The organism is Streptomyces sp. NPDC104106 (assembly GCF_055584345.1).
In genome coordinates, this window is sequence record NZ_JBVJMF010000010.1 from 234,959 (window position 1) to 259,587 (window position 24,629).

Below are 24,629 nucleotides of genomic sequence, written 5' to 3' on the forward strand. Positions count from 1 at the left end.
CGACACGCGCTGGTATTGACCCTGGTTCCACGCCACCACTGACCGATTTCGATCGCCTTTGATACGGGACGAGCCGGGAGTGTCACTGGTCGTAGCTAGAGTGATTGGTGAGGCCTTGGCCTTTTGACCATAGGGGGAGGACGTTGTGCTGCCGAGTGACGCGGGAGCGGGTGGGCAACCGCAATCGTGGATGTCCCGCATGTTCGACGGGATGCAGGACGCCGTCGCCGACCTGGCCACTGAGCTGTCGTCGTTCACGAAGTTCCAGAAGCGGGTCGATGACCTGATCCGTGATCTGAAGGGCTCGGCGGCGGGACAGGGCAAGGTCGGGCAGGAACAACTCGTACGCCACCAACTCGGTGGCGGGGGCGCGGGGTGGGCGGAGGCGGCTGGCCTGTTCACCAAGTACGAGGCCGTGATCAGCGATCTGGAGACCCTGTCGAAGCTGCTCTCCGATTCGATGGAGGGTATGGGCATCGCGGTGCTGGCCTCGCACAAGGGCTACCAGAACATTGACCTGGACATCCGCGACCGCATGGCCGCCATCAGCACGGAGACGACTGAGCATTACGGCGGGAGCTACGACCCCTCTGCCCCGCAGAAGACGCACACGAGCGGCCAAGGCGGTGGCACTGAGGCAAAGGGCAGCCGGCCGCCGACGCAGACAAGCAGCAGCGGCGGCGACGCGGGAGGCACCATCTGATGCGGCACGGTGAGGGCACCCCTTTCGAGGACATGAGGCACGAGCAGATGCTCGCCTGGCTGGACCAGGCGGACCCCGGCACGGTGGAGTCCGCAGCCGACCGGCTGACCGCTGCGGCCAAAGAGATCCACAAGATCGCCGAGGAACTCAAGGTCCGCCCGCAGTGGGTGGAGTGGAAGGGCGCGGGCGCTGACGCCTTCCGCACATGGGCGGGCGACCTGGCCAACTCCACCCTCCGCCTAGGCGACTTCAGCGATGGTGCGGCTAAGTGGCTGCGGGAGGCATCCGCGGCGATCGGGAACGCGCAGGTGTCGATCCCCCGCGACACCCACAGCGCGCAGGCGAACCTCGACGCGGCAACAGCCGCGCGCAACGACCCCGACGCCGCTACCGTCAGTGCCAAGTCCAAGGCCGAGCTGCAGGCATTGGCGGTGCATAAGGAGAGGGTGCGCCTGCAGGCTGCGGCGGAGATGCGGAAGCTGGCCCAGACGTACTCGCATTCGGCCACGCAGATGGATGCGCTGGAAAGGCCCAAGTTTCCACCGCCGCCGAAGGCGCTTCAGCCGAAGGCACGGACAGTCGATGAAAACGTCGTCGCGAGCGGGGGAAGCGGGGCTGGGACGTCCTCATCTGGAGGCGGAGCACCCACGCCTACGGACGTGGGAGGAAGGCACCAGACGGTGCCCGGAGTCCATGAGGCCAGATCTGCCGCAGCCAGTGCTCCCGATGTGCGCGACGGTACCGACCGTGGGACAGTCCACCAGCCGGTGCCTGAGCCCCCAGCCCACGTAGGCACGAAAATCGACGAAACGGTGGTTTCGCCACCGGCACCGACCACACCGACGGCTCCGGGCCCGGTCGACGTGCCGACAGGGGGCCGGGCTGGAGGCGGAACGCCGCCGCCTGTAGGACCTCTTCCTCTGCCCTCAGGCCGCGGTTTCGGCCCGCCAGTGAGGGCTGGAGGCACGGGGCGTGCGTTGACGGGCGGCCGTCCGATGCCCATGCCACGACAGGAGATCTCGGAACCAACGCCGACACGTGGACCAGCCACCGGCGGCACGACCACGCCCAGAGGCCCCGTGGGTCCGGCGCAGCCGGTGACGGGAGGCCGTACTGCGATGCCGGGGCGAGCGGTCGCCGGTGAGGCACCCGGACGTGCGCCCGTCAGCAAGGGCATCATCGGCGGTCGCCCGACCGCACCCACCACGGGGCAGCCGGCCGGCAGGTTGCCGCGGGGTACCGTCGTGGGCGGCGAGACGCCCGTGTCCGGCACGACCGGGCGTGGGTCCACCGGTCGGAGTATGGGCGCTGCTCCCAGAGGGGCGAACCCCGCCCAGGGGCCAGTCTCGGCCGAGCGGCGAGGTGGGTTCCTGCCTGCCGAGAAGGGCATCGTGGGAGGCCGCCCACAGAAGCAGGCGCGTTCGACCGGCCGGCCGTTCAGCCGCACCACGAACCAATCGGGAGGCACGGAGACCCCTGCCGCATCGGCGAACGGCTCCCGGCCGTCCATGTCGCGCCGGAACGGCGAGAAGAGCGAACCGACCCGCAAGCGGGCCGAGCGGCGGAAGAACGGGCGCCCGGAAGACCCCCGATCAGCGCCTCCCGCCACCGACTGACGCCTTCATTCACAGCAGCCCGAATCACGAGAACCACCAGATGCAAGAGGAAGCGGATGCCTGCCGACAGGTTGAGGAACAGCCGTCTCGGGAGCGTTGTCTCCGGAGTCGTGGGTTTGCTGCTGGTGGGCATGACCGCGGTACCCGCCCAGGCAGAGACCATCCGCGAACAGCAGTGGTACCTCACGGCCATGAAGGCCGACCAGATGTGGCGGACGAGCACAGGCAAGGGCATCACAGTCGCGGTCATCGATACGGGCGTTGACGACAGCCTTCCTGACCTCAAGGGACAGGTGCTGCCCGGCCTGAACGAGGCACCGCAGTCGTCCGGGGACGAACACACGAGCTACGACGGTCACGGGACCACGATGGGCCTCCTCATCGCGGGCACCGGCAAGGCGAACGGTGGTAATGGCACCTTCGGTCTCGCACCCGGCGCCAAGATCCTTCCGGTCCGCGTACCGGACCGAGGCTTGGACTCCGACAGATACACCGATGAGTTCAGCAAAGTAGTGAGCCGGGGAATCCGGTACGCCGTCGACTCCGGCGCCCAGGTCATCAACATCTCCATGAGGGCGTACAAAGGCTCTGACGAACTCACGGCTGCCGTGAAGTACGCCCTGAACAAGGGAGCACTGATCTTCGCCGGATCCGGTAATGACGGCACCTCGGAAGTCGAATACCCCGCAGGGACTCCCGGGGTGGTGGCGGTGGGCGCCGTAGGCCGTGACCTCAGCAAGACGAAGGAATCCCAGTACGGCCCGCAGATCGACATGGCCGCCCCCGGCGACGAGATGTACCACGCCTGCCCGAACGGCAAGGACCTCTGCCGCTCCCACGGCACCAGCGACGCCACCGCCCTCGCCTCCGCCAGCGCCGCCCTCATCTGGTCCAAGCACCCGACCTGGACCAACAACCAGGTCCTCCGCGTCATGCTCAACACCGCCGGCGCCCCAACGGACGGCGCCAAGCGCAACGACTCCATCGGCTACGGCATCGTGCGGCCGCGCATCGCCCTGCAGAACCCCGGTGACCCCGGGCCAGCCGATGCCTACCCCCTGCCGGACTTCTCAGCCGCATCCTCAGCGTCGCCCTCTCCCGGCTCTGCCGGTTCCAAGGACTCCGCCTCACAGGCGAAGGATGGCAAAGCGGCGGCCGAAGCTTCCTCCGACACGGGCGGAAGCGACACTCTGTGGGTCGCACTGGGCATCGCAGCTGCGGTACTCATCGGCGGAGTTGTTGCGGCTGTTGCGACAAGGAAGCGTCGCCACTGAGAAGCACGAGTGCGGTTGCTAGCCTGGCAGGCGCACGCCAACCGAGGTGTAACGGGGAGAGAGGGTTTATGTCCGAGTCGGCAGGAGATCGGGACATGGCGCACGGTCATGCCACGCACCCGGTGGGTATGCGGCTCAATCACCTGCAGGACATCCCGGGTGGTGGCGGGCCCGACCTCGCGCACTCTCCGGACGAGAAGAAGGCCGCAGCGGACACTCTCCGCAAGGACATCGAACCGGATACCAAAAAGGCCGGGCAGCAGGCGGACGACGAGACGGGCGCCGTGGTGAAGGCGTTCGATGCGAAGGACGGACACGGCTGGCTCACGTCCACTGCCGTGAGCAAGGCGCACAAAATCTGGGGCGAACAGGTCCAGAACTTTCTGAACCGGCTGGCAGGGGATGAATCAGCCCTCCGGAACAGCAACACCGTGTTGACCGGAACGGACACAGGAGTGGCCGGTACGGCGCGCAAGGTATCCGTGTTCGACACGTACTCACCGCCGCCGAAGCACTGACAGACAGCCGAGCCATCTCGCACGCCACCGAATTCACTGCTTCCAACGGGGACCCATGCCGACCTACCACGAGATCCTGACGACCGACCTGTCCACGCTCACCACGGCCGCCGAACGCTGGGACAGCATGGCAAAGGACTTCAACAAGCAGGAGACCGCGTACCGGCGGGACGTCCACGGCATCACCCTGCGCCCGACGTTCACGGGCGAGAGCCAGCAGGCCGCCAACGCACGATTCGGCGTCAGGCTCACGGAGTTCCAGAGCGCCCAGACCGAGGCCAAGGCGATCGCCTCGCTCCTCCGTGAAACGCACACCCAGTTCGTGAACCTGCGCAAGAAGCTGGAGTCGGCCCGCGACGACGCGATCGCCAAGGGCATGAAGGTATCGGACCAGGGCGTGGTCTCGTACGACACCGAGAAGATGAGCCAGGGCGAACGGATGGCCTACGTGCACAACCCTGAATACCAGGACAGCATCCAAAAGGAAGTCTCCTCCTTCCAGACCCGCATCGACCAGTGCGTGAAGGACGTGGACGACGCCGACAAGGGCGTCGAGGTCGCTTTCACCGCCGTCGTGAAAGGCCCCGACATGGGCGACGGCGCGACCCCCGGCTTCAACGGCAAGGCCCAGGGCGACATCGACAAGTACGAGGCTCAGGAGGCGGACGACATCGCCCGGCGGGTCGCCAAGGGCGAGAAGGTCTCCGCCGCCGACCTCGCCGAACTGCGTCGCGTTTTCCGGGACAACAAGGGGGACAAGGCGTTCAGCCAGACTTTCCTGGACGGGCTGGGGCCGGACGGAACGCTCAAGTTCACGAACAGACTAGAAGACCTGGCGTACTTCGACGACACCAAGAACAGGGGCACCTACCTCGAAATCAACGGCGGCCTTGCGGACTCCCTGGCAGTCGCCACACGAGTGCCGGACTTCAAGGACTCCGAGGGCAGACACCTGCGCTTCGGGACCGCCGCGTACAACGAGGCGTTCCAGGCCTGGACGAAGACCGATGACGCCCGGTTCTACAACAAGTGGCGCGAGGGCCTCCGTTCACAAGGTGACGCCAGTTACGCCCTTGAGGCGGCGGGAAAAAAGAATCTGGTTGGCATGGGGGCCGGCCAGAAAATCCGTGGGTACCAGAGCCTGGCCACGCTCATGCAGCAGGGCCACGGCTACTCGCCCCAGTTCGTAGCCGACGTCACCGACGACATGATCTCCATGGAGAAGAAACATCCGAATGTCTGGGATCTCTATGGAAAGTTCAGTGAGAAGGACGGTGCAGGCTGGTTCGCGAACGATCCCGTTGACGGCGCCCTCGAAGTCATGTCACATACTCCGGAAGGGGCGGCCGGCTATCTCGACCCTGGTACGGCTGCGGGGAAGGAGCGCATGGACTACCTCCTGGGCAATGGCCACGACAGCCGAGACTGGAACATCGTCAACACCACGCACGATCAGGCCAAGGTCGAGGCTCCCGGACCGGATGTACAAGATACCGACGACCGCAAGGGGCTGGGCGACGCCCTGACCGCAGCAGCCACCGGCATCGATCCGCATGGGTCTCGCCCATTGGGCCCGACGTCGCACACGGACGCCAACAACCGGGTGTTCGTGCACGCGCTCGATGTTCTCTCCAAGCAAAGCGACGACATGCCGGCCTCGCTGCGCGACGACATGGCGAAGATCATGACCAATCACGGGCACGAGACGTATGTCGCGATGAGCGATCCGAGCGGCAGGCGGCATCCCGACGTCGGCCCCACACTGAAGGGCGAGCAGGTGATGGAGATAGCCAAGCAGATCTCCCGCAGCGAGAATTCGTACGGCCTGCTGCACCAAGGAATGAACTACGCAATCATGGACGATATCCACAACAGTTCACGGAAGCCGGAAGACACTCTCAGCTCAGCAGGATACGCGGTGGGCTTCATGGAGGACGCTCGATACGCGGCGCTCAAGGATGATCAGCACGACTACACCTGGGACAAGGCGTGGAGTTATCACGTTTCCGGAGGGCTGCTCAATTTGATCCCGGTATATGGAGATGTAGCGCAACGCGGTGCCGACGTGGTCACCAGCGCGTGGATCATGGATGAGCAACAGCATCAAGCAGAGAAACTGACCAGTGATAGTCAGGCGACGTATGAGCTGCGGAAGAACCAACTCAATGCAATCGCCGACCAATGGTACACCGCCAATTCGGACTGGGCCTCCAACCACACTGGGTACTCTCGGGACGATGGCGTGTACAAGCAGATCGCCGGTTTCGCCAATGACGGCGGCTCCCAGTTCCGCGGGTTGGCGGGGATTCACTGATGATGAGGTTTCGTGGGGCCGTGGCGGTTATCCTGTCCGTGACCGTGATGGGAACTGCCGCAGCCTGCAGCAAGGAGTCGATCGCCATTCCGGAAGATTTCTGCCGTGTGCCTGTGCAGACTCTGTCTCCTCTTGTTCCGAATGGTGATTCGCTTAAACAGGACTACACAGCGCTGGAGGCACGCCCCGGCGCAGCATGCAATCTGTGGGTGGACGGTCATAATATCCTGTCCGCCAATTTGATGGTCTCGGATCGCGCCCCAGATCCGACGAATTGGAACGAGGTCGGTACCCAGTACAAGTATGTTGCCCAACGGAAAGTCGCCTTTGCCGGGCATGCCGCGATCGGAAGCGACCACGCCGTTGTCGAGGCGACGTGCAGCACCCACACCGGCTATCTGTCCGTTTCACTCTCCTTCTCCGGCGACCGTGTCGAGGACATTCCCACGGGTTATAAGAAACTTCAACGTTTCGTCGATGATTTCGTCCCGAAGGAAACCAAGAAATTCGGCTGCACAAAGTAGGTCGGAGAAGAAAACCTCATGCCTGGGCGGGGCATGACGACCGGGGCGGTGGCTGCAGCATGGTCGGGTACCGCGTAGAAGCAGCGGTGGGTCAGTCGGCGACTGAAGCTGTGAGGACGTCCAGGAAGACGACCTGGCCGTTGTTGTGCGCGTTCAGCGGATTGCCCGTGGCCTCGATCCGCCGCCGGCCTCCTCAACCCCGCCCACGCCCTGCGCACCGCCCGACGGAGCGACCGTTATCGCGGGTGTCAAGGATTGCGGTGACTGAGCTCTCCGCTTCCAGTCCTCGGCCGCAAACCCTGCACCGAGGGTGGGCCATCCGCGAGGTACCTGTTGGTCAGGCCCCTGTCCGAACTTAAACGGCCTCCACTCGATCGGTTGAGAAATCGACACCTCAGAACCGTCGTCCGATTCGCCATGCCTAACCTGGTGTTAGTCGGCCTCGTGGCCTTCCTACGCTGCTTGCCGGGTCTGGCCTGGCTCCAGCACCAGTGACCTGTAGGTGATAGCCATGCAGAGTCAGAGCCCGATGCGTGAGAACAAGTCAAGGCGTCAGCAAGCCGTCCCCGCCAACTGCTCAACTGCTTCGTGGCGGTACCAACAGTCACAGGGCCGTAGCGATCTGACCTTCTCTGGTTTCGTGCGCACCGGCGCGGGCTGCACGGAGTCATGCATGCATGCCGAGTTAGCCGACATCATCTACGACCTCCTCGTCTGGGCGCACACCGCCCAGCAGAGCGCCACGAAGCGTTCCTGAGTGGATGGGGCGGGAAGCGCCGCATGAATCTGCTGCATGTTGCACGGCCCGGGTGGTCGGCGTCCAGCGTCGTCCGGCATGTGGCTGGCGATCGTGGATGTCGTCGGAGGTGGCCGTGAACGTGGACCTGGCTGCGGGGCTGTCGGATGTGGCGGTGTCGCCGTTCGCCGCGCCGGGCGGGTTGCTGCACGGGGAGGTACGTCTGGCCTGGCTGGGGCGGTGTTCGACACAGGAGCAGCAAGATCCGCGACAGTCGCTTCTGCGGCAGTTCGAGCGGTGCCGGACGGCGCTACCGGTGCCGTGGGTGGTGGTGTGCCACTTCTACGACGTGGAGTCCGGACGGCTCGGGCTGGACCAGCGGGGCCAGGACGGGAGGAGTGCCGAGCGCTTCGATGTGCCCATTGCCCGGGACGGCGGCATCCGGGAGCTGCTGGCCGAAGCCGTGCATCCTCGGCGCCGGTTCGACGCGGTGATCTGCGAGAGCACCGCCCGGGTGGCGCGGCGGATGTTCGAGAGTTTGTCGGTGGAGCGGGCGCTGGAGGAGGCGGGCGTGCCGCTGTTCGCCTGGAACGAGCCGATCAAGATCGGGGGCGGGCGAGCGCAGCAGATCCTGCAGCGCCGGATCAACCAGTCGGTAGCCGAGTACGAGGTCTTCAACGCCCTGGAGACCTCCTGGGGCGGGCTGTGCACCCACGTGCGGGAGGGCTGGAATATCGGCAAGCCCCCCTACGGCTACACGGCCAAGCGCTACCGGCACCCCAACCCGGTCAAGGCTGCCAAGGGCCAGACGAAGTCGCGGCTGGAGCCAGACGGCGCCTGCGCCCGCACCGTCACGCAGATCGCTCACTGGCGCTATCACGACCGGCTTGGCTACGCCGCCATCGTCGATCGCCTCAACGCCGACCCCGTTGAATTCCCGCCGCCGCTGCCGCCCGGTGGCGCCGCACGGGCACGCGGCGCATGGGGCAAATCGGCCGTCGCCGACCTGCTACGCAACCCCAAGTACACCGGCTACCAGGTCTTCAACCGGCGCGCCAGCCGTTCCCGCAACGGCGCTTGCAACGATCCCGCCTTGTGGGTGTGGTCACCTCAGCCAGTGCACGAACCGCTGATCCCCAAGTGGATGCACGACGCGCTCTCCGCGCGCCGACAGGCCAACCAAGGGCTCCGCAGGGCTAACCATCCTCTCAACCTCCATCCACAGGCCCACCGCACCTACGTCCTGCGCGGGATGCTGCTGCACTCCTGTAACCGACGCATGTTCGGCAAACACCGCAAAGGCATCACCTACTACTGCTGCCAGCCTCAGGCCAACAACCGCGGCGTCCCCGATGCCTACGCCGGCCACCCCAAGACCGCCTACGTCCACGAGGACATCCTGATTCAGGCTCTGGCCGCCTTCTACACCGCCCAGTTGCTCCGCCCCGATCAGCCCGAACGGCTGGCCGCCGCAATCGAATGCGCTCAGCGCCGTAGCTCGGCACAGCAACAAGCCGAATGCGACCAGTTGGACCAGTTGCTGGACGACTACACTCGCCGCCAGCACAACCTCCTGCAGCAGGCGCAAAACTGCCCCGCCGACGACCCCTACGCCACTGCCCTTCGCCGCACCTACAACGACCTCGAAGTCCAGCGCACCAACACACTCGCCAGGCTCCACAACTTCACGGCGGCCGACCCCGCCGAAGCGACCGGCGCCATCCCTGGACTCCTCGGCGCCTTGCCCTTCCTCGCGAGTCATCTCGCAGACGCGCCCGAGCAGCTGTTGCGCCGCCTATTTGAGATCACTCAGCTCGTCATCCGCCTGCACCCCGACGGTGATCACGTCTCCTTTCACATCACCCTGCCGGACCACCACCTGGCACCTATCCGAGTCGGGTGGTCCTCATGAGTGAGCCGGCATTCCGTTCATATGCGCCCAGTCCACCGTGCTCGGGGTCTTGCCCACCCGGCGCCAGCGGGTCAGCACCACCCAGCCGTAGTTGTTCGTGCCCGCCACCCGATCCAGCTCCGCATCACTGGGCACCCGTCCGACAGCCAACTGCCGCTGGAAGCACTCCCCCATCGCCTCTCTCGCCGTCACCCCAGACGCCCCAGCCCGATCGCCTCGTGGCAGAGCCTGCTTCTCTCGCTCGCCATCCTCTGTCCCCTCTTGGCTACTCCTGTCCCGTCTCGGCTCCTTTCACGTTCACGCCACCGTCTCGCTCCCTCTAGCTGGACGGCGTCGACGGACCGCGAGCGCTGTCGTCCCGGGCTCTGCGGCCGGGGCGGTATGCCGACATACCCATCGTTGTCGCAGCACAGGGCTGAGGTTGAGGTCCGGCTGACCGCTGGTGCTCGACGGATGGCCCAGCGGGGCCGACCCTCATCGGTGGCCCTTAGTCCGAATGCCGCGGAATGAGACAACTTCCGTCGGCGTTCGAGGTGATGGCGCTACTCTGGCTTGGGGACGATGCACTGTGGGGGGGCATGATGGCAGGTCCGACGCGTGCTCTCTTGGTCGGGGCGGGTTCTTCTTCCCAGTCCGCTCTGCGTCTGCCGCCCGGGGCCGATCGGAATGTCAGCGCGTTAGCCGAGACTCTGACCGATCCGTTGGTCGGGGGGCTGGCGCCGGATCTGTGCCAGATGGTCCGGCCTGCCGCAGAACAGAGCGTGCTGCGCCACATGGCGAAGGCATCCGCTGGTGACGGTGGTCTGATCGTCTACTGGACGGGGCACGCCACCCTCTCCGCCGAAGGCGCGCTCTACTTGGCCCTGCCCGGCTCACTGCCAGGGGACCTGACTACATGGGTGCCAGCACGTCGGGTGACCGAGGCGATGACCGTCCACCGCTCCGCTACGGCAGACCGGCTGTTGATCCTGGACACCTGCTTCTCTTCTTCGACAGGGATCGTCTCCGGGAACTATGACGGACTCGTCCGACGCGCGGTGGAGCGGGTGTCGCGAAGCGGAGTGGCCGTGCTGTCGTCCATGGGCACCACGCCGACCGGATTCGCGGCCAACAGCCATGGTCTTTCAGTCTTCACGCGTCAGCTGATCGCGCAGTTGCAGGGTGGCGCTGATGCCCCATCCGATGGGCTGCGTCTGGAGACGCTGCACCGTCTGCTGGGGACGGAACTCGACCGCAATGGTTACCGGCGTCCCTGCCTGCGGAATGCGGCCGCGTTCCGCAGTCCTCTGGCCGCGGCAACAGGCGCGGCTCTTCAGGAATCCTCCGCGCTACTGCCCGCACGGAAATCTTCCCCTCATCTGACGGCCGACGTGATGCGTTACGCCCTCGCCGTGGCAGGCGCCGTACGCACAGCGGGGACCGCTGAGCAGCCCCTCCATGACGCCCAGAGGGTCTACCAGGCCCTACTGAAAAGCCGTTGCGGGTTCACCGAGCGCAGTTCCACTCTGCTCGATTCCCCGCCCACCTTGCATGCATTGCGCACGAGCCTGGAGAAGATGGCCCGTCAAGGTCGCAACATGCTCCTGGTGTACCTGTCGAGTTCGGGAACAGTGGATGCGGATGCCGATGGTCTCGACCTGCGTCTGGGGCTGGCGGGGCAGGAGAGTGTCTCCGTCAGTGACCTGGTCAGGGATCTGCAACGCGCCCGGGCCGAGCGAGTAACGCTGCTCATCGACGCCTGTCAAGCGCATGCGGTGGGTGAGTCACAACCGGACACCTACGCGGACGATGCGTCTCGTCCGCCATGGGGCAAGCGGCCCGGGTTCACGCAATTGGCGATTACGTGGAGCACTTCAGCCGCTTCGCGCTGGCTTTCGGGGCTCGACCCGGTGGCGCTATCCGCTCAGGAACAGATGCCGCTTTCCTCCGCCTGGTTGACGCACTCGGCTCTGCTCAAGCAGCGCCCGCAGCAGCCTGTCGGCCAGGCTCGCTGGAAGTTCTACTTCCCCGGCCTCGACATCAGCTGTGTCGACGACCAGGGTCCGTTGTCTCCTTGGCTCGCTCTGCCCGCAACGAGCCCGGCATCGGCCGACACAGGCGTAGCGCACTGGCTGCTGTCCGACTTTTCCGCGGCAGTCGCTGTGCCGACCACTGCCGCCCCGGACGAGGAAACCCCCCGGTCCACGGCTGCGGATGAGGTGGTGGAGGAGGCGGCACCGCTATCGAAAGCCCGTCGGCGGCGCGGCCACCGCGCCCGGCTGCGCGTGTTGGACGAGGATCCTGCTGCGGTGGCTGAGGCAGGCGTCCACGTCAGCTTCCGCTATCAACCTCTCGACGAAGAGGGCGAGATCTTGGCGGCGCCGGCAACCGAGGACGTGCCCCTGGATATCACGCTGCGGATCAGGGCCACGTCGGCGACCGTGCAACCGTCGTTGATTCATACCCACCTCACCGATGAACGCGGATCACCCCCCAGCGACTTCCGTGTGGTCCCGGAGTCTCAAGACTCGGTCACCTTGCGCATCGATGTCCTGCGGCGCGCCGACGGGGCCTTGATCCAGCAGTTGAGAACAGTGCTCCCAGCATCCGAGGCGGAGGGTTCCAAGCTCTAGCGATGTCGCAAGAACGTGAACTGGACTACTCGGTAACCGCTGATCCGTACGACTCGCTGCGCGCTCTTCCGCGCCTGCGGTCCGAGGACTGCGAGACGCGGACCATGCTCTTGACCATCGACCTGCGCGACGGCGGGAGGGCATATGACGTCATGGCGTGGGGCGACGCCTTGCCCTTCGACGGCAACGCCCCTTTGCGCGGGGTGATCCAGCGCAACAGGGAGGAGATCGCATCCGAGGTCGGCCGGCTGCTGCGGACCTGGCTGGAGAAGGTGATCCAACATCGAAGACCAGGAACATCTGGCTACACGTTCAACGGGTCCCCGGCAACCGACCTCGGCATGGACGCCGCCAGAACCGCGCTGTCCGACATAGGACTCGGTCTGGCCCGGTCGGGACACGCACTGTTCGAGTTCCTCTTCTCCCGTGGAGACGCGGGGCTCTCGCGCCTGCGTGAAGCAATCTCCGCCGCACTCCGCGCCGGCCCGCAGATCGTCACGATCACCTCCAACGACCTCTTCGTTCCATGGGGAATGCTCTACCTCCCGCCCGACCCGACCACCCGGCTGTTGCAGAAATCGGCGCCCTGGGACTGGAGCGGCTTCCTGGGATACACCCACCTCATAGAGCACACACTCGGATACGTGGAGAACTACCACCCGCTCATCGAGCACGGTACGGAACGCCCCCAGGCAGGGCTTCAGTTCGATCTGCGGATGCAGGACAGCCACGCGCCCGGCACAGGACCGATCGGCACCGTACGGGCCGTCGTCGAAACCCATGCCGACATCACCGAACGCTCCTGCAAGCAGGACCTCGGTGAGGCACTGAGCGACCCGTCCGTCCGCGACCACATCCTGGTCTTCGGAGCCCACGGCTGCGGTGAGCGACAGGACCAGCGAGGCACGACACAGGCTCAGCTCACCCTCACCGATGGCGAGGCCATCTGCAGCTCCGACCTCGAATACTGGCGCAACGCCCGGCAGGAACGGCTGCCCGACCCCCTGTGCTTCATGATGGTCTGCGAGGGAGGCCGCACCAGGACCTTCGTCCACGAGGGGCTCGGCCGCCCGCTGTTCGACCTCGGCGTCGGCTGCCTGATAGGCCCCGAGATAGAGATACCGAAGACCTTCGGCAGCCTGTACACCTGCCGATTCTTCGAAGAGTTCTTCAAGGGCGAGCGCGCCGCTCCCGTCGCGCGCAGCCTCACCCGGGAGTTCCTGACCAAGCACGCCAACCCGCTGGGCCTGGTCTTCACCCTGCTCCGGGGCATCGACAACCGTCTCGTGGACGCGTCCGTGGCAGGCAAGGAGCTGGCATGACAGTCGTGGACCTGCTCGACCTCGACGACAGCGGTCACCTCCTCGACCCCCATCATGGCGACCCGGTTCCCTCCGAACAGGTGCTGGCAGCCATCGAGAAACACCTGCGTCTCCACGACGACACCTCGGACATCTTCCTCTACGTCCACGGATGGCGCACCAACGCCGACAAGGCCGAGCAGGCCGCCACCCGGCTCTTTCAGCTCATGGAGGACCTGTCTGCAGAGCAGCCCGATGCCTACCCGCGCATCAGCCCGTTCCGTCCCCAGTACGTGTGCGTGCGCTGGCCGTCGAGCAGCGCACCGACCAAGGCCGGCTACCGCACCATCCGCGACCGAACGGCCGCCATCGCCCACAGTGGACATGCCTCCCACGTACTGGCTGCCGTCCTGGGCTACTTCAACGAGCGTCGCACCCTGCCCGAAACGGGCCCGGACGTCCTGCGGGGCTCGTACGGGCAATATCTGCACGCCATCGGGCACTCCTTCGGCGGACGCTTCCTGTGCCACGCCATCGAACAGGTCAGCAACCGACTGGCGGACGGACCGGACACGTTCGCCTGGCCATGGAAGTCCGACGCATACCCCTGGACCCTTGACAGCCTCACCGTGTTCCAGATGGCCACCCCCGCCGACGTCTTCACCGCCGGACCCTACGCCCGCCTGCTCGACGACAGCGTCCTCAACGCCCCCGTCACCATGACATTCTCCCCCCACGACCGCGCCCTGGGTCTGTGGCATCGTCAGACGGAAGACGGAAGCAACGGCATCGGCTTCCTGGGGGCGACCGGACCACGGGAGCACCTGCACACCATGTCCCTGCACCGCACCACCGACAGCTACGCCTTTCCCACCAACCGGCTCATCAATGTCGACGCTAGCGCCTACTACCGCAGCTCGCCTTGGCGGATCGAAGGCGCACACTCCGACTACTTCCACCCCGAGTCGGCGCATCTGCTTCTCTCACTGGCCAATCACGCACGCTGACCTCAGCACCCCGCTCGATACCGCCTGGAGCAGGTTCACCAGGCAGTCTCGCGGGTCAGTCGGGGCGAGCGCAGCTGATCCCCGACCGGCGTGTCCCCGTCCGCGTCGGTACATCAGCTCCCGGTGAGCAGGTGCCGGACAACGTATCCGGCGGAGTCAGCCCCGGAGCTGCCGCCTTCGACCAGGGCAGCGACGGCGATGCTGGAGTTGTACACGGTCAGCCAGCCGTGGGTGTGGTCGCCTTCCTCTGCGGTGCCGGTCTTGGCTCCGACGCCGACGCGGCGGTGGTCAGCACGTCCTCGCTTTGCCGCTCCGGAGACCACGTGGCGAGCTTCATCTCGACAGCCGTCGCACGCCAAGCAGGCCCTTCCCGCAGCCGTCGTGAACATACGCCGCCGAGACCGGCTCACCGGAGTGATCCACCCGTACCAGCCTGACCTGGTCGGATGAAATATTCGGTAGCCGCAGCCCGAGAGCTGCCTCCCTGGCCTCCACCTCCGCGCCTCAATGATCTGGATCAACGGCCTCCTTCAGGCAACTGGTTGATCGCAACATCACGCCGGCCACAGCTGGCGTTTGACGGAAGCGCCGTGGCTATCAGCCCCCGGTTGTTTCACCCGTTGCTAACGCTCACGGCAGTTCGCCTACGGCAGACGACCATGACTTGAGACCTGCTCGAACACCATGCCAACGTACGGGTGCTGGCAAAACCCCAGCTCAACAAGAGGAGGATCCAGCGCCAGGGACTGCTAAGCCCGCGCTACCACAATTTCCCGGTTCCACCAATTCCGGACTTCTCCGGATCGTGAGTGCATCAACTCTTCTCACACTGGAGACCGGACATGCACGACCAGATCGCATCCACGCATGAAGCCGCGTTCTTGAACCTGAACAAGGCGGCAGAATACCTTGGCATTTCACCGAACACCCTGTATGTCTGGCGTCACCGGCGGCAGGGTCCGCCGAGCTTCCGCATGGGCCACCGCGTCATGTACAGGATCTCGGCGCTGAATGAGTGGGTCATAGCGCAGGAGCAGGCGGATTCACGTTCCAACGCTGCTCTCAATCCTCTCGCCCAGAAGCCGATGAAGCGCGCCGTACGCACTCCTTGATTGCTGTCCACGAGCCCGAAGTCGGTGCGTCGATCTTTCGGAGTCCCGGCGCCCAATTTCCCACCATGCCACACGACCATACCCAACTGAGTTCATAGGAGAACGTTCCCTTGGCGGGGTACATAGAAGACCGCTGGCTCAAGAAGAAGCCCAACAAGGACACCGGTAAGCGGGAGCGAACTGCTCTCTGGGGTCAAGGCAAGCGCTATCGGGTGAAGGGCATCCCGGGCGTCCGGGACCGCTCGTTCGACACGAGCGAAGACGCGAAGCAGTGGCTCGCCAAGGCGCAGACCGACACCACACGTGGCGAATTCGTCGACCCTCGCGACGGGGCGATCCCCCTCGCCCAGTACATCGAGAAGCACTGGTGGCCGAGCCGATCCGACGAACCGTCGACCGCCGCCCCCATGCGCAGCAAGATCTGGAACCACATCATCCCGTTCCTGGGTACAACCGCGCTCCGGGACATCGACGCTGCCGTGCTGCGCACCTGGAAGGCCCAACTGCTGACACGGGTCGAGGCGTCCACGGCCCAGGTGATCTGGATCCACCTTTCCACGATCCTCGAAGCCGCCGTCGACGACGGCCGCCTGGTCAAGAACCCCTGCAAGGCCCGCCGGACTGTCAAGGCACCCAAACCCGCGAAGAGGAAGGCCAAGGCATGGGCAAGGCCGACCGTGGAAGCCGTCCGGGCGGGCCTCCAGGAGCGATACCGCATCGCGGTGGACCTCGGTGTCGGCCTCGGCCTGCGCCAGGGCGAGGCGTTCGGCCTCGGCGAGGAGGATGTGGACTTCGATGCGGGTGTCGTGCACGTCCGCCGACAGCTGCGGTGGGACTCCAAGGGAAGGCCGTACTTCTGCCTGCCCAAGGGCGGCAAAACGCGAGACGTTCCCCTCTCCCCCAACCTCGCCAAGCGTGTCCGTGACCATCTGCGCCGCTTTCCTTCGGTCGGCTGCACGCTCCCGTGGCGCAACCCTGAGCCGCCGACGACCGAGTTGGAGGCGCGGCAGCGCAAGCCGATCAGCGTCCGGCTGGTCCTGATCACCTCGCAGGGCAATCGCATCAACTACTCGATGTGGAACAGGCTGAGCTGGCGGCCCGCACTCGCGACGGCCGGCGTACTGAAGAAGGTCGGCGAGAAGGTCAGGACGAACGGAGGCCGCAGCCGCCGGTACCCCGTCTACGAACTCTCCAGGGAGGACATGTTCCACGTCCTCCGGCACACGTACGCGAGTACGCAGCTTGAGGCAGGCGAGTCGATCGTGAGCGTGTCGGCGTGGCTCGGGCATGCTTCGCCGCAGACCACACTGACGCACTACGCTCACTTCATGCCCGGGGCGGGCAAGCGGGGCCTCGCCGCCATGGACGAGTGGTTCGGCCAAGATCCACAACCGAATGTCCCTGAGAAGTCCCTGGGCGTCCCACAGGCCCACACTAGGCCATGAAACCGCAGGTGAGGGCAGTGATCGCACACACTGACAACGTGTACGCCGAGTACAAGGAGCCCCTGTACGCCGCTCCCCCGCTGCTCCAGCGCATGGTCGAGGCGGGCCGGCTGGGGCGGAAGACCGGCTCGGGGTTCTACACCTACGCCTGATCGCCCCTGCGTCTGATCACACAGAGCCACCGGTCACGGCCCGGCACCGCACTCGGTGCCGGGCTCTTGTGTTTCACACACCGTGTGCGCGCCGGGCACGCATATGCCCGTCGCACACGCTCCCCACGTGCCCACCAGGCGAGTTGACTCCTCATGCACATGCAACGGATGTGGAGGACCACATCCGGTCACAGAGAGGAATGAAACCGTGACCACCGATTCCGATCATTCCGTGGTCCAGGAGGAACTCGCAGAGTTACGTCGCCGCCTCGACGTGGCCTACGCCCGTGTCGAGGGCGGGCTGGCGCTGCTCACCCACCGCACCAAGGAGACCGCCAAGGAAGTGGACGAGCTGAACTCCCGGATGGTCTCCCTGGAACACGCGCGCTGGCCACTGCCGTCGGTCGCCGCGCTGACGGCCCTCGGAGCCCTCATCGTGACGATCTGGCAGGCGGTGACCCACTAGCCCTCCGCGAGCCTGAGGTGGTGCAGCAGCAGTAACGCGGCCGCCATGTTGGCGGCCGGGACCTCCCCACGGGCGATCAGGTCGGGGACGAGTTTGAGGGGGACCCACTCCCGTCGGTCCGACTCGAAGTCGTCCACGGGATGTCCGACGTACTCACCCCGGTCGGACCAGTAGATGTGGTGCCGGGCGTCGGAGAGGCCGTTGGACGGCTCCACGGTCATGAGGTGGTGCAGGGGTCCCGGCCGCCAGCCGGTCTCCTCCTCCAGTTCCCGGGCGGCCGCCACGGCGATGTCCTCGCCGTCCTCGACGACGCCCGCGGGCAGTTCCCAGCCCCAGCTGTCGGTGATGAAGCGGTGCCGCCACAGCAGCAGCACCTCGTTGGCCTCGTTGACGACGGTCGCCACGGCCACCGGCCGCAGCCGGATCAGGAAGTGGTCGAGATGCCGGCCGTCCGGCAGCGCCACGTCCGCGAGATTGACGCTGAACCAGCGATTTGCATACACCGTTTGTTCGTTCTGTTTCGTCCACTGCACGGTTCTGCCACCTTTCGCCGAGTAAGTGGCAATATCGCAGCAGGGACGAGGTACCCACAGAGGGCCTACAGCGGGACGCGCAGTGCTCCGTCGATGAGTTCGGCGGCCTCGGCGGTGCCGGCCGAGCCGCATCGCGCCAGGTGTTCGCGCACCGCACGCAGCCGGTCGCGCAGCCGCTGGGACTCCATTCCGCGCGCCTGCTCGGCCATCTGCACGGCGGTGGACACGGCCTTGTCGGCCTGCCCCTGGCGCAGTTCGATGGTGCAGAGCATGGCGAGCCGGTGCACCCGCCCCCGGTCGTGGGCGGGGTTGTCGACGGCCGCCACGGCATGCTCGCGGGCCGCGGCGAGTTCACCGAGACTGAGCAGCGCCTCGGCCACCTGCACATTGACCAGACCCGGCTGCACATAACCCGTCTCGTCGGGCTCGTACCCGCGCCGGATCCGGTCCGCGGCCGTCTCCGCGCGCCGGATGGCCGCCAACGCACTGCCGGCGTCGCCGAGATGGGCGTACGCCTTGGCCTGCATCGCGTACAGGTCGGAGGCGAGCGCCGGGGTGATGTGCTTGCCGGCGGCCCGCAGCGCGGCCTCCGCGAAGGCGACGGCCTGCCGGTACTCCCGCATGAACAGCGACTGGTTGACCAGCAGCGCTATCACGTACGCCCCGAGTCCCCGGTCCCCGCTGGCCTTCGCGAGCCGCAGCGCCTGATGGAAGTAGCGCTGGGCGAGCCCGTGGGCGTCGGAGTCGTAGGCGCAGATCCCGGCGATCGCCACCAACCCGCCGGTCGACCGGTGCAGTTGGCGGCCGGTGGCGTCGGTGTAGCTGCCGCGCAGCAGCGGCGCCGCCTCGGCGTTGAGGAAGCCGATGATCCGGGTACGGGTCGCGATGCCGCCGGTCTTGCGGTACATCTGCTCGTAGTGCGTCCGCGCGGCCCGCAGCATCTCGATGTCGGCCGTCGTCACCCGGTGCCGGCCGCCCCGGGAGACGTCGGTGTCCTCGGGCGGATTCTCCCACTCCCACACCGGCATGACCGCCGGCGTTCCGGTGACGGCGGGGGCGCCCAGCACATGGGGCCGCTGCTGTTCGTCCGATCGCCACAGGGCGGTCGCACGCTCCACGAACCCGGACAGCGAGCCGGTGTGCCCGGCGCTCGGCTCCCCGGGGACGCCGAGGCCGATGTCGTCGAGGGTGACGGGGCGGTGCAGCCGGGCCGCCAGGACTTCGCAGATGAGGTCGGGCACCTGGCCCCGCGGCCGCTGTCCCTTCAACCACCGTGCCACGGCGGTGTGTTCGTACCGCAGCGCGAGGCCGCGCCTGCGGCCGGCCTGGTTCACGTGGGCGGCGAGGCCGGCGTGCGAGATCCCCGCCTCGTCCAGGATCGCGTCGAGCAGAGTGTTGGGCTGCATGGGTGCCCCTCCCCGAGGTGGCCCGGTGCGGTTCAGCGTAGTGTGGGCGCTTTCACACGGGGTGTGAACGGAACGCCTGCATCCGGGGTGTGCACGCGGTGTCGCTCAGCGTGTTCTGCCGGTTGACTGGGGTCCCGGCCAAGCCTCCGGCTCCCCCTCGAACATCGGCGGCTTGGCCGGGGTGGCCCCGGGGCCGGTGCACACCGCCGCGCCCCGGTCGTTCCGCAGGACCAGCAGCGCCATGTCGTCCGCCGGCCGTCCCGTGGTGTGCCGCAGGAGGGCCGTGAACAGCGTCCGCAGCACGGCCCGGGGCGTCATCTGCTGCGCGCATACGGCCTCCCGCAGCGCCGCCTGGAGGGAGAAGAAGCGGCCGTCGGCGTCCCGTGCCTCCGCGGCGCCGTCCGTGTACAGGAGGAGCGAGTCGCCGGGCAGGAACCTCCCACAGGAGTGGGCCGCCAGCTGCGCCGGCAGCGGGAACGGGCCGAGAGGCGGCAGCGGGTCGACGCGCGTCAACGGCTCGACGCTCGTGCCGCGGATCCGGTACGGCCAGGGATGGCCGCAGTTGAGGGCGCGCAGTTCGCCGTCCCGGCCGATCTCCAGGAGCAGCACGGTGACGAACTCCTCCGTGACCGGGTGTCCGGTGCGCGCCCGCTCGCCCAGGTGGCGGGCGAGGGCGCGGTCCAACCGGCGCAGGACACGGCCGAGTTCGGGCTCGTCGTGGGCCGCCTCGCGGAAACTGCCGAGGACGGCGGCGACGGTGCCGAGCGCGGCGAGCCCATGCCCTCGTACGTCGCCCATCACCACCCGCACCCCGTACTCGGTGGCGACCGCCTCGTACAGGTCCCCGCCGACCCGGGCACCCCGGTCGGCGGACAGCTGGGCGGCGGCGACGTTCAGCCCGTCGAGACGCGGGGGCAGCGGACGCAGTACGACACTCTGCGCCACGCGCGCCACCCGGCGGGCCTGCCGCAGCTCACGCAGCAGGGTGCGCCGGGCATGGACCATGAGCCCCGTGCCGACGGCGAGGAAGACGGCGCTCGTGGGCAGCGCCGCCCGCCGTGCGGTGGGTGCCCGTGCCTTCATGCGGATCATGCCTCTGGTCCCCCATGGAGTCCCTGACAAGCAGACGGACCGACCCCGAAAGGCCGGTCCGATTCTTTCGAGGCATGGTCCGCACGGACCAGATCACTCCGGATTCCCACCCGAACGAGTGAGCCCCGCGCCCGGTGAGGGGCGCGGGGCTCTGCTCGGGGTCAGCCCCGGAGCACCGCGCCCGTCCGCTCGCCCGCCAGGGCGACCGCCGCGTCCCGCGCGGCCGACGCCTCGTCCACGGTCAGCGTGCGGTCCCCGGCCCGGAAGCGGAGCGCGTACGCCAGCGACTTCTTGCCCTCGCCCAGCTGCTCCGCGTTCTCGTACACGTCGAACAGCCGGATGGATTCGAGCAGTTCACCGGCGCCTTCGGCCAGCGCCGTCTCGACCTGCGCGGCCGGGACGAACTGGTCGACGACCAGGGCGACGTCCTGCGTGGCGACCGGGAAGGTGGAGATGCCCGGCGCCTGCGGGGTGCCGTCGCCGACCGTCTCCAGGGCGTCCAGGTTCAGCTCCGTCGCGCAGGTGCGCTCCGGCAGGCCGAGGGCCTTGAGCACCCGCGGGTGCAGCTCGCCCGCGTGGCCGACGACCCGCTCCGCACCCCCGGCGGCGATCACCAGCTCGGCGCAGCGGCCGGGGTGCCACGGGCCGTACTGGCCCTTGCGCACCACCAGTTCCGCGCCGGCCTCGCGGGCGACGGCACGCGCCGCCTCGACCGCGTCGGCCCAGTCGGCCGGACGGCCCTTGCCCCACCAGCCGGCCTGCTCGCGGGCACCGCTCAGCACCACGGCCACGTGCCGCGGCTGCTCGGGCAGCGCGGCGTTCAGCGCGGCGATCTCCTCGTCGGTCGGCCGCCGGTCGACGGGCAGGTGCGTCGTGGCCGCCTGCTCCTCGCGCGGGTTGAAGACCAGACCGGTCTCGAACAGCGCCAGGTCATGGCTGCCCCGGCCGACGTTGCGGCGCAGCGCGCCGAGCAGGCCCGGCAGCAGCGTCGTACGGAGCGCGGGCTCCTCGTCGCTGAGCGGGTTGACCAGCTTGACGACACGGCGGGCCGGGTCGTCGGCGTCCAGGCCGAGCTGGTCGAAGACCTGCTCGCTGACGAAGGGGTAGTTCGGCGCCTCGACGTAGCCCGCGCCGGCCAGCGCGCGGCCGACCCGGCGGTGCAGCCGCTGCCGGTGGGTCAGGCCCCGGCCCGAGGGGGGCTTGGGCAGCGTGGAGGGCAGGTTCTCATAGCCCTCCAGGCGGATGACCTCCTCGGCGAGGTCGTTCGGGTCGGCGAGGTCGGGCCGCCAGGACGGGACGGTGACGATCAGTTCGTCCTGCCCGTACACGTCGCAGCCGACCTGCTGGAGGCGGCGGACGACCGTCTCGCGGCCGTAACCGACGCCCGCGACCTTGTCCGGGTGGTCGGCCGGGATGGTGATGGTGTGCGGGGCCGAGGGCGCGATGATCTCGGTGACACCGGCCTCCGCCGTACCGCCCGCGAGCAGTACCAGCAGGTCCACCGTGCGCTGCGCGGCGGCCGCGGCGGCCTGCGGGTCGACGCCGCGCTCGAAGCGGCGGGACGCCTCGGTGAGCAGCTTCTGGCGGCGGGAGGTGCGGGCGATCGCGACGGCGTCGAAGTGGGCCGCCTCGATGACCACGTCGGTGGTGGCGTCGACGCGGTTCTCGGTGACCATGGGGGTCCCCCCGGCCCGCGCGGAGCCGAGAGCCTGGGGGAGGTCGGCGATCTCCGTGTTGGCGCCGCCCATGACGCCCGCGAGGCCGATCGGGCCGCGGTCGTCGGTGATGACCAGGTCCTCGGAGTGCAGCGTGCGCTCGACGCCGTCGAGGGTGACGAGCTTCTCGCCCTCCTGGGCGCGGCGCACGCCGATGGTGCCCTGGACCAGGGAGCGGTCGTAGGCGTGCAGCGGCTGGCCCAGCTCCATCATCACGTAGTTCGTGACGTCGACGGCGAGGGAGATCGGCCGCATACCGACCTTCTGGAGCCGGCGCTGGAGCCAGATCGGAGAGCGTGCCTCGGGGCGCAGGCCGGTGACGGTGCGCGCGGTGAAGCGGTCGCAGCCGAAGGGGTCGGTGACCTGGACCGGGTAGCCGTAGGCGTTCGGGGCCGGGACGTCGATCAGGGCGGGGTCGCGCAACGGCAGGCCGTAGGCGATGGCGGCCTCGCGGGCGACGCCGCGGATGGACAGGCAGTCGCCGCGGTTGGCGGTGACGGCGATGTCCAGGACCTCGTCGACCAGTTCCAGCAGCTCGATGGCGTCCTTGCCGACCTCGGTCTCCGGCGGCAGCACGATGATGCCGTGGGTGCCGTCGTCGCCCATGCCCAGCTCGTCGGTGGAGCAGATCATGCCGTGGGACGTCTTGCCGTACGTCTTGCGGGCGGAGATCGAGAAGCCGCCGGGCAGCGTGGCACCGGGCAGGACCACGACGACCTTGTCGCCGACCTGGAAGTTACGGGCGCCGCAGACGATCTCCTGGGGCTCGCCGGTGCCGTTGGCCTGGCCGACGTCGACGGTGCAGAAGCGGATCGGCTTCTTGAAGCCCTCCAGCTCCTCGATGGTCAGCACCTGGCCGACGACCAGCGGGCCCTTGAGGTCGGCGCCGAGCTGCTCGACGGTCTCGACCTCCAGGCCGGCCGAGACCAGCTTCTCCTGGACGTCGCGGCCGGTTTCCGTCGCCGGCAGGTCGACGTACTCCCGCAGCCAAGAAAGCGGGACCCGCATCAGATCTCCATCCCGAACGGCCGGGTGAACCGGACGTCACCCTCGACCATGTCTCGCATGTCCTCGACGTTGTGGCGGAACATCAGCATCCGCTCGATGCCGAACCCGAAGGCGAAGCCGCTGTACTTCTCCGGGTCGACGCCGCAGGCGGTGAGCACCCGCGGGTTGACCATGCCGCAGCCGCCCAGCTCGATCCAGCCCTCGCTGGAGCAGGTGCGGCAGGGCCGGTCGGGGTTGCCGACGGACTCGCCCTTGCAGACGTAGCAGAGCATGTCCATCTCGGCGCTCGGCTCCGTGAAGGGGAAGAAGTTCGGCCGCAGCCGGGTCTTCATGCCCTCGCCGAACAGGGACTGGACCATGTGGTCCAGGGTGCCCTTGAGGTCGGCCATGGTCAGGCCCTCGTCCACGGCGAGCAGCTCGACCTGGTGGAAGACGGGCGTGTGGGTGGCGTCCAGCTCGTCGGTGCGGTAGACGCGGCCGGGGCAGATCACGTAGACCGGCAGGTCGCGCTCCAGCAGGGAGCGGATCTGGACCGGCGAGGTGTGGGTGCGCAGGACGACACCGGACTCGGTGCCGCCGTCCTGGCCCTGGACGAAGAAGGTGTCCTGCTCGCCGCGGGCCGGGTGGTCCGGGCCGATGTTGAGGGCGTCGAAGTTGAACCACTCGGCCTCGACCTGCGGGCCCTCGGCGACCTCGTAGCCCATGGCCACGAAGATGTCCTCGATGCGCTCGGAGAGCGTGGTCAGGGGGTGGCGGGCGCCGGCCGGGACGCGGTCGTACGGCAGCGTGACGTCCACCGACTCCTCGACCAGGACGCGGGCGTCGCGCTCGGCCTCCAGTTCGGCCTGGCGCGCGGCCAGGGCCTTGTTGACGGCGCCGCGGGCCATGCCGACGCGCTTGCCGGCCTCGGCCTTCGCGTGCGGGGGCAGGGCGCCGATCTCGCGGTTGGCGAGGGCCAGCGGGGAGGCGGGGCCGGTGTGGGCGACCTTGGCCTCGTGGAGCGCGTCGAGGGAGTCCGCGGCGGCGAAGGCGGCGAGCGCCTCGTCCCGCATGCGCTCGATCTCTTCCGGTTTCAACGCCTCGACCTCGACAGGGTCGTACGACTTATTGGGTGCCGACATCTCTTCCCGTGCTTCCGATTAGCTGGCGGATGGTCCCCGTCACCGACTCTCGGCGCTGTGCC

The 24,629-nt window shown here is 67.6% G+C and carries 18 protein-coding genes and 1 pseudogene; 13 read left to right on the forward strand and 6 right to left on the reverse strand.

Annotated features, from left to right (window positions below; genetic code table 11):
- Positions 1 to 199: 199 nt before the first annotated feature.
- The 6 genes from ACZ60X_RS24445 (at position 200) to ACZ60X_RS24470 (ending at position 9,597) form a co-directional block, all read left to right on the forward strand.
- Positions 200 to 703, forward strand: a complete 504-nt coding sequence (locus tag ACZ60X_RS24445) for a hypothetical protein (protein WP_356127052.1) — start codon at positions 200 to 202, stop codon at positions 701 to 703.
- Between the two features lie 1,726 nt (positions 704 to 2,429).
- Positions 2,430 to 3,593: a type VII secretion-associated serine protease mycosin gene (mycP, locus tag ACZ60X_RS24450; protein WP_469602166.1), complete on the forward strand. Its 1,164-nt coding sequence runs from the start codon at positions 2,430 to 2,432 to the stop codon at positions 3,591 to 3,593.
- A 95-nt stretch (positions 3,594 to 3,688) separates the two neighbouring features.
- Positions 3,689 to 4,111, forward strand: a complete 423-nt coding sequence (locus ACZ60X_RS24455) for a hypothetical protein (protein ID WP_469602169.1) — start codon at positions 3,689 to 3,691, stop codon at positions 4,109 to 4,111.
- A gap of 55 nt (positions 4,112 to 4,166) precedes the next feature.
- On the forward strand, positions 4,167 to 6,425 hold the full coding sequence (locus tag ACZ60X_RS24460; RefSeq protein WP_469602176.1) for a hypothetical protein: 2,259 nt from the start codon (positions 4,167 to 4,169) through the stop codon (positions 6,423 to 6,425).
- 20 nt (positions 6,426 to 6,445) lie between these two features.
- Positions 6,446 to 6,949, forward strand: a complete 504-nt coding sequence (locus ACZ60X_RS24465; RefSeq protein ID WP_469602179.1) for a hypothetical protein — start codon at positions 6,446 to 6,448, stop codon at positions 6,947 to 6,949.
- Positions 6,950 to 7,821: 872 nt separating this feature from the next.
- The gene (locus ACZ60X_RS24470) at positions 7,822 to 9,597 is read left to right on the forward strand and encodes a recombinase family protein (protein ID WP_469602182.1); all 1,776 of its coding nucleotides are present in this window, start codon (positions 7,822 to 7,824) and stop codon (positions 9,595 to 9,597) included.
- On the opposite strand, the gene ACZ60X_RS24475 is transcribed toward ACZ60X_RS24470, so the two are convergent.
- Complete coding sequence (locus tag ACZ60X_RS24475) at positions 9,592 to 9,789, reverse strand: hypothetical protein (protein ID WP_469602185.1); 198 nt, start codon at positions 9,787 to 9,789, stop codon at positions 9,592 to 9,594. The two genes, ACZ60X_RS24470 and ACZ60X_RS24475, sit on opposite strands and share 6 nt — an antisense overlap.
- Before the next feature lie 386 nt (positions 9,790 to 10,175).
- Here ACZ60X_RS24475 and ACZ60X_RS24480 point away from each other — a divergent pair, with 386 nt between their 5' ends.
- The 7 genes and pseudogenes from ACZ60X_RS24480 to ACZ60X_RS24510 all read left to right on the forward strand — a co-directional run bounded on the left by ACZ60X_RS24480 (position 10,176) and on the right by ACZ60X_RS24510 (position 17,692).
- Positions 10,176 to 12,209, forward strand: a complete 2,034-nt coding sequence (locus tag ACZ60X_RS24480) for a hypothetical protein (RefSeq protein WP_469602188.1) — start codon at positions 10,176 to 10,178, stop codon at positions 12,207 to 12,209.
- A gap of 2 nt (positions 12,210 to 12,211) precedes the next feature.
- Complete coding sequence (locus tag ACZ60X_RS24485) at positions 12,212 to 13,531, forward strand: hypothetical protein (RefSeq protein WP_469602190.1); 1,320 nt, start codon at positions 12,212 to 12,214, stop codon at positions 13,529 to 13,531.
- A 5-nt stretch (positions 13,532 to 13,536) separates the two neighbouring features.
- Positions 13,537 to 14,517 carry an alpha/beta hydrolase family protein gene (locus ACZ60X_RS24490; RefSeq protein WP_469602193.1) on the forward strand — a complete coding sequence of 327 codons (981 nt, stop codon included), beginning with the start codon at positions 13,537 to 13,539 and terminating at the stop codon, positions 14,515 to 14,517.
- 842 nt (positions 14,518 to 15,359) lie between these two features.
- Entirely contained in the window at positions 15,360 to 15,629 is a 270-nt protein-coding gene (locus ACZ60X_RS24495) for a helix-turn-helix transcriptional regulator (RefSeq protein ID WP_469602196.1), read from the forward strand.
- Positions 15,630 to 15,739: 110 nt separating this feature from the next.
- Positions 15,740 to 17,074, forward strand: a complete 1,335-nt coding sequence (locus ACZ60X_RS24500) for a tyrosine-type recombinase/integrase (protein WP_469602200.1) — start codon at positions 15,740 to 15,742, stop codon at positions 17,072 to 17,074.
- A 32-nt stretch (positions 17,075 to 17,106) separates the two neighbouring features.
- Positions 17,107 to 17,226, forward strand: a pseudogene (locus ACZ60X_RS24505) (3-hydroxyacyl-CoA dehydrogenase family protein); the annotation flags it as partial.
- Positions 17,227 to 17,434: 208 nt separating this feature from the next.
- On the forward strand, positions 17,435 to 17,692 hold the full coding sequence (locus ACZ60X_RS24510) for a hypothetical protein (protein ID WP_469602203.1): 258 nt from the start codon (positions 17,435 to 17,437) through the stop codon (positions 17,690 to 17,692).
- Here ACZ60X_RS24510 and ACZ60X_RS24515 read toward each other — a convergent pair.
- The 5 genes from ACZ60X_RS24515 to pheS all read right to left on the reverse strand — a co-directional run bounded on the left by ACZ60X_RS24515 (position 17,689) and on the right by pheS (position 24,567).
- Positions 17,689 to 18,225, reverse strand: coding sequence for an NUDIX hydrolase (locus ACZ60X_RS24515; protein ID WP_469602206.1), 537 nt, complete (start codon positions 18,223 to 18,225; stop codon positions 17,689 to 17,691). The two genes, ACZ60X_RS24510 and ACZ60X_RS24515, sit on opposite strands and share 4 nt — an antisense overlap.
- A 65-nt stretch (positions 18,226 to 18,290) precedes the next feature.
- Positions 18,291 to 19,631 (reverse strand): transcriptional regulator, encoded by a 1,341-nt coding sequence (locus ACZ60X_RS24520; RefSeq protein ID WP_469602209.1) that lies wholly within the window; start codon positions 19,629 to 19,631, stop codon positions 18,291 to 18,293.
- Positions 19,632 to 19,736: 105 nt separating this feature from the next.
- Positions 19,737 to 20,723: a PP2C family protein-serine/threonine phosphatase gene (locus ACZ60X_RS24525; protein WP_469602212.1), complete on the reverse strand. Its 987-nt coding sequence runs from the start codon at positions 20,721 to 20,723 to the stop codon at positions 19,737 to 19,739.
- A gap of 161 nt (positions 20,724 to 20,884) precedes the next feature.
- Entirely contained in the window at positions 20,885 to 23,446 is a 2,562-nt protein-coding gene (locus ACZ60X_RS24530) for a phenylalanine--tRNA ligase subunit beta (protein WP_469602215.1), read from the reverse strand.
- Positions 23,446 to 24,567 (reverse strand): phenylalanine--tRNA ligase subunit alpha, encoded by a 1,122-nt coding sequence (gene pheS, locus ACZ60X_RS24535; RefSeq protein WP_469602218.1) that lies wholly within the window; start codon positions 24,565 to 24,567, stop codon positions 23,446 to 23,448. The genes ACZ60X_RS24530 and pheS overlap by 1 nt, the downstream gene beginning before the upstream one ends.
- Positions 24,568 to 24,629 lie beyond the last annotated feature (62 nt).